This is a genomic window from Planctomycetota bacterium, from assembly GCA_038746835.1.
In the GTDB taxonomy this organism is placed as follows: domain Bacteria; phylum Planctomycetota; class Phycisphaerae; order Tepidisphaerales; family Tepidisphaeraceae; genus JBCDKH01.
Window position 1 is genome coordinate 1 of sequence record JBCDKH010000230.1, and the last position, 5,120, is coordinate 5,120.

General features: G+C 63.4%; 9 protein-coding genes. 5 read left to right on the forward strand and 4 right to left on the reverse strand.

What is annotated here, in order from left to right:
* Positions 1-181: DHHA1 domain-containing protein (locus tag AAGI46_15565; protein MEM1013625.1), on the forward strand; the 181-nt coding region annotated here is incomplete at its 5' end.
* A gap of 10 nt (positions 182-191) precedes the next feature.
* Here the strand turns inward: AAGI46_15565 and AAGI46_15570 are convergent.
* Positions 192-500, reverse strand: coding sequence for a FliM/FliN family flagellar motor C-terminal domain-containing protein (locus AAGI46_15570; protein MEM1013626.1), 309 nt, complete (start codon positions 498-500; stop codon positions 192-194).
* Positions 501-644: 144 nt separating this feature from the next.
* On the opposite strand from AAGI46_15570, the gene AAGI46_15575 reads away from it, so the two are divergent.
* From AAGI46_15575 to AAGI46_15590, 4 genes are all read left to right on the forward strand, one after another.
* Positions 645-1,178, forward strand: a complete 534-nt coding sequence (locus AAGI46_15575) for a hypothetical protein (protein MEM1013627.1) — start codon at positions 645-647, stop codon at positions 1,176-1,178.
* Between the two features lie 32 nt (positions 1,179-1,210).
* Positions 1,211-1,723, forward strand: coding sequence for a hypothetical protein (locus AAGI46_15580; protein MEM1013628.1), 513 nt, complete (start codon positions 1,211-1,213; stop codon positions 1,721-1,723).
* A gap of 11 nt (positions 1,724-1,734) precedes the next feature.
* Complete coding sequence (locus AAGI46_15585; GenBank protein ID MEM1013629.1) at positions 1,735-2,250, forward strand: hypothetical protein; 516 nt, start codon at positions 1,735-1,737, stop codon at positions 2,248-2,250.
* A gap of 167 nt (positions 2,251-2,417) precedes the next feature.
* Positions 2,418-2,876, forward strand: a complete 459-nt coding sequence (locus tag AAGI46_15590) for a hypothetical protein (protein MEM1013630.1) — start codon at positions 2,418-2,420, stop codon at positions 2,874-2,876.
* Here the strand turns inward: AAGI46_15590 and fabF are convergent.
* The 3 genes from fabF to AAGI46_15605 all read right to left on the reverse strand — a co-directional run.
* Positions 2,815-4,059, reverse strand: a complete 1,245-nt coding sequence (gene fabF, locus AAGI46_15595; GenBank protein MEM1013631.1) for a beta-ketoacyl-ACP synthase II — start codon at positions 4,057-4,059, stop codon at positions 2,815-2,817. The genes AAGI46_15590 and fabF overlap by 62 nt on opposite strands.
* A gap of 109 nt (positions 4,060-4,168) precedes the next feature.
* Positions 4,169-4,414, reverse strand: a complete 246-nt coding sequence (gene acpP, locus AAGI46_15600; GenBank protein MEM1013632.1) for an acyl carrier protein — start codon at positions 4,412-4,414, stop codon at positions 4,169-4,171.
* Between the two features lie 128 nt (positions 4,415-4,542).
* The coding region (locus AAGI46_15605; GenBank protein ID MEM1013633.1) for an SDR family oxidoreductase at positions 4,543-5,120 on the reverse strand (578 nt) is incomplete at its 5' end.

Genomic DNA, 5,120 nt, shown 5'->3' on the forward strand with positions numbered 1-5,120 from the left:
CGATCCGACCGGCAAGCTGGCGATCATGGTCAGCCTGCGCAGCAATGGCCAAGTCGACTGCGCCGCCCTGCTCCAACCCTGCGGCGGCGGCGGCCACGCCAGGGCCGCCGGTGCACGCGTCGAAGGCGACATCGACACCGTCCGCGAGCGCGTCGCCGACGCCGTCTCGAAACTCCTCTGACCGGCTTCAATCAACCGCCCAGCGCATCGACGCGTTGGTGGATGTCGCCGATGCTGGTGACGCGTAGGCCGAAGTGTTCGCCGACTTTGACGGGTTCGCCTTCGCCGACGATCTGGTTGTTGACCATGAGGTGCAGCGGTTCGTCGCTGGAGCGCTGGAGCTCGAGGATGCTGCCGTGGGCAAGCCGGAGCACGTCCGACAGCGGCAGCTTCCGCTCGGCGATCCGGACGATCACCGGCACTCGGAGCTTGAGGATGCGCTGCACATCCGCATCGCTGGCCGACGTGTCCTCTTCTGGCTGATTGGCAAGTACCGGCATGTCGTCGTCCCTGACGCAAAACACCCGCCCGCCGCCGTCCCTGGCCGCGAGTCGACTGCCAGTGTCGCAGAGCGGGCCGATGTTGCAAGGTGTCGCACCAGGAAAAGCGCTCCCGCTGCTGCTCGTCTGCAGTACGTTGCCCGCATGAGGTGGCGAGACCTCCTCCATGTCGTCCTGCCGACCCTCGGCCTGCTGACATCCGCGGCACGCAGCCAAGACTTCTTCTTTTGCATCGATACAACCGACGGTCGATTCATCATCGATTCTGGCGTGCCTTTCGCCGGCTTCACGCTGCAAAGCACCACCGGTGCCTTGCTGCCGGAGAACCTGCCATGGCTCGGAGGCACCCCGGCCTCCGGTGCCATCGTGTTGGACCCAGAAAATTTCGTCATCTTGTCCGCGCTGAGTGCATCGACGAGCGATGTAAGCGTGGGCACCACCGGATCACCGGCTCCACCCGGCACCTACGACCTCGGGCGGGTCATCGATTTGTCGCTGATCAATCTTAACGATCCGGACAATCTGGGTGTCGCGTATCTGTCAAACGACAACACTCTCCGTCCAGCTTTTCCGATCTTGTCGACCTGCATCCCCGAGCCCACATCGTCTCTTCTCGCCTGCGGCGTCCTCGGCGTCGTTCTTCACCGAACCCGATCCGTTACTCGCATCGCCGCCTGAGTTGATCAACCCGCAACTCTCAGCTGAAAGTCATGTTCCGCGTCCTTCCATTCCTCGTCGCCGCCGTACTCTCGCTCCTGGTGGCTTCCGCCGCACGCGGGCAGGACTTTGTCTTCAGCATCGATCCCATCGACGGCCACACGATGATCGAGTCAGACGTGCCTTTCAGGGGATTCTCGCTACAGAGCGACACCGATGCGCTGCTGCCCGAGAATCTCCCGTTCATCCTCGTAAACAATCCATTTCTCATCGTACTGAGCCTGGATCCGCTACTTGTCCTGCCAAATCTAGGAACCTTCGTCAGCAACATTACCGCCGGCACGACCGGAACTCCGATCCCGCCGGGCACCTACGACCTCGGCCCCATCGTCGACATCGCGACACTGGACTTCAGCACCGAGTTCGGCGGGCTCAGCCTGTCGTATCTGCCCGCCGACACTGATGAACTATTGCCTGGACAGATCAGCATTCCCGAGCCGACGTCGTCGCTCCTCGCCTACGGCGTCCTCGGCCTCGCCCTACTACGCCGACGGCGCTCGGCCTGACCTTGACGACCATGCGATTACTTCTCCCTGCCCTTCTCCTGTTACCCGCCATCGCCTCGGCGGACGCGTTTCGATTTGCCGTGGATCCCGACGATGGAACCGTCGTCATCGAAGGGACCGACGCCTTCAAAGGCTTCAGCTTTCTAAGTGACGAAGGGAATCTGCTGCCGGCGAACATTCCCTTGGTCGGCGGCATTCTCCCCACCCAAACCTTTCTGCTTAGTGAAGACCCACTTGTCGTCTTGTCGGGACTTATCGCTGAGCCAACCGACATCTCGGGCGGCACGACCGGTGCCGCAGTACAAGCCGCTGGGTTTGCTGCCGATGGCGGTGGCTATGAGTTCGGGCAACTGGTCGACGTCGACGCGTACACAACGCCCGAAGCGATTACGGACGATCTCACACTCCTCTGGCTCGACGGTGCTGGTGAAGTGAGAACGGGCCAGGTCATCCTCATCCCCGAACCGACAACGCTCGCCTTCGCGGGGATCGCGTCCGCCACCCTCCTCCGACGACGCTCGGCCTGACATCTGAAGCCATGCGTCTCGTGATTCAATGCTGCATTTTCGCCACTGCAACTGCGTCGTCGGCAGTCACCGGGTTGCGCCTCGGGGTGGATCCGACAAACGGTGATACGTGGATCGAAGGAATCGATGCCTTCGACTCGTTTGCCATTGAAAGTGACGTCGGAGCCTTGCTGCCTCAGAACCTGCCGTGGATCGCCGGGATGTCATCTACCGGCATCTTCGTCCTCAACGGAGATCCGCTCGATCCCGATCCCTTCGATGGCGAGACGGTTCTCTTCAGCATCCTCACGTCACCCGACGACTCGAGCGCGATAGCCACCACGTACAAATCGACACCAATACCCGGGCCCGGCTTCGTCAGCAAAGGGGGCGGGATCTATCTGGGAAGCATCGTCGACGTCGATCGCTTCGCCGACGAGAACGCGTTGTCCGACGACATCGAGCTGCTCTACATGAACTTCGACGTCAGCAACGACGTTTTCAGCGGCCAGGCGGTCTTCATTCCCGAGCCATCAACCCTCGACTTGGAGGGCTCGCAGGAGCTACCCTGCACCGCCGACGTCGCTAGTCGGCTTTGGCCAGGAGCAGCGAGGCGTTGTGGCCGCCGAAGCCGAAGGAGTTGTTGAGGGCGTAACGCACCGACAGCTCGCGGGCCTTGAGCGGGTTGTAGTCGAGGTCGCAGCCGGCTTCGACGTCGGGCTCGTGCAGGTTGATCGTCGGCGGAACCAAGCCGTGCTTGATGGTCAGGGCCGTCAGGATCGTCTCCACGCCGCCGGTGGCGCCGAGGCTGTGGCCGAGCATGGACTTGGTGCTGGAGAGCACGAGCTTCTTGGCGTGGTCGCCGAAGCTGATTTTGACGGCCTTGGTTTCGGCCGGGTCGCCGATGGGCGTGCTGGTGCCGTGGGCGTTGAGGTACTGGACGTCTTCCTTATTCACGCCGCCGTCGGCCATGGCGAGATTCATCGCCTTGGACGGGCCCGAGCCGTCTTCGATGGTCGCGGTGATGTGGTACGCGTCGGCCGTCATGCCGTAGCCGGCGACTTCGGCGTAGATCGTCGCGCCACGCTTCTTGGCGGCTTCCATCTCTTCGAGGACGACCACGCCGGCACCTTCGCCCATGACGAAGCCGTCGCGGTCCTTGTCCCAGGGCCGGCTGGCGACAGTCGGGTCGTCGTTGCGGGTCGACATCGCCCGGGCAGCGCAGAACGAGCCCATGCCCAGCGGCGAGAGTGCGGCCTCCGAGCCGCCGGCGATCATGACGTCGGCCTGGCCGTTTTTGATGAAGTTGGTCGCGTCGCCGATGGCGTTACCGGCGGTAGCACAGGCGGTGGCGACGGCGGTGGTCGGGCCACGCAGGCCGAAGAGGATCGACACGTTGCCGCTGGCCGCGTTGACCATGAGTCGCGGCACGGTGAACGGGCTCATCCGGCCAGGACCCTTGTCCTTGAGCACGAACGCCTGCTCTTCGAGCGTTTCGATGCCGCCGATGCCGCTACCGATCAGCACGCCCGCCCGATCGGGATCGCCGGCACCCTTGTCGAGTCCCGCATCGGCCATGGCTTGCCGGGAAGCGGCGATGGCGAACTGGGCGAAGCGGTCGAGCCGCTTGGATTCGCGCTTGTCGATGCCGTGGGCGACGGGGTCGAAGTCGAAGCACTCACCGCCAATTTGCGTCGTGAAGGCCGAGGCATCCCAGCGTCGGATGGGTCCGATGCCGCTCTTGCCGGCGGTGATGTTCTCCCACAGGGTGGAGACGTTCTCGCCGAGCGGCGTGATGACGCCCATACCAGTGATGACGACGCGACGCATGAGGTGCAGAAGGGAGTAAGGAGAAGGGATGAGGGAGGAGGGTCAGATGCGGAAGTGAGCGAGCCACTCTGGCCCTTCTCCCTTTTCCCTCATCCTTTCTCCCTCCGCGTCACTTGCCCGAGTGTTCCTTGATGTAGTCGATCGCCTGGCCGACGGTCTGGATCTTTTCGGCCTCTTCGTCGGGGATCGAGAGCTCGAACTCGTCTTCGAACTCCATGACGAGCTCGACGGTGTCGAGGCTGTCGGCGTTAAGGTCGTTGATGAAGTGCGTCTCGCGGCTGATGGTGCCCTTGTCGACGCCCATCTGTTCGCTGACGATGTCGATGACCTTGCTCTCGATTTCGGATTCTTCCATGGCGGTCGTTCTGTTCGGGAATGGGCCACAGCCGGGCGGCAGCGGCGAGTGGCTGCGACTATAGCCGGACGCCCACAAGGGGCCAATCGGACGGAACGTAACGGTCATTCAGCCCCTGCGACGGCTCGTCACATCGCCATACCACCATCCACACACAGGATCTGGCCCGTCACATACGCCCCGGCAGGCGAGGCCAGATAACTGACGGCAGCAGCGATCTCGTCCACTTGCCCGAACCGGCCGAGCGGGATTTGGCCGACGACCGATTCCTTGATCTTGTCGTCCAGGGCGTCGGTCATGTCGGTCGTGACGAAGCCGGGCGCGATGACGTTGGCCGTCACGCCTTTGCCGGCGAACTCGCGGGCGACGGTCTTGGTGAAGCCATGCAGGGCCGACTTGCTCGCGGCGTAGTTGGCCTGGCCGGCGTTGCCGAGCACGCCGCTGACGCTGCCGATGTTGATGATTCGGCCCTGCTTGCTCCGCATGAGCTGCCGGGCCGCGGCCTTGGTGGCGACGAAGACGCTCTTGAGGTTCGTCTGGAGCACTTCGTCGAACTGCTCATCGGTCATGCGGAGCAGCAGCGTGTCGCGCGTGATGCCGGCGTTGTTGACCAAGACGTCGAGGCGCCCGTGCTCCTTGGCGACGGCGTCGATGCCGGATCGGATCGATTCGGCGTCGCCGACGTCCATCGAGACCGCCGATGCCG

What these genes read in the sequence shown, in the direction of transcription:
- AAGI46_15570 (MEM1013626.1), bottom strand. Translation starts at nt 500, where the DNA reads ATGCCGGTACTTGCCAATCAGCCAGAAGAGGACACGTCGGCCAGCGAT.
- AAGI46_15575 (MEM1013627.1), top strand. Translation starts at nt 645, where the DNA reads ATGAGGTGGCGAGACCTCCTCCATGTCGTCCTGCCGACCCTCGGCCTG.
- AAGI46_15580 (MEM1013628.1), top strand. Translation starts at nt 1,211, where the DNA reads ATGTTCCGCGTCCTTCCATTCCTCGTCGCCGCCGTACTCTCGCTCCTG.
- AAGI46_15585 (MEM1013629.1), top strand. Translation starts at nt 1,735, where the DNA reads ATGCGATTACTTCTCCCTGCCCTTCTCCTGTTACCCGCCATCGCCTCG.
- fabF (MEM1013631.1), bottom strand. Translation starts at nt 4,059, where the DNA reads ATGCGTCGCGTCGTCATCACTGGTATGGGCGTCATCACGCCGCTCGGC.
- acpP (MEM1013632.1), bottom strand. Translation starts at nt 4,414, where the DNA reads ATGGAAGAATCCGAAATCGAGAGCAAGGTCATCGACATCGTCAGCGAA.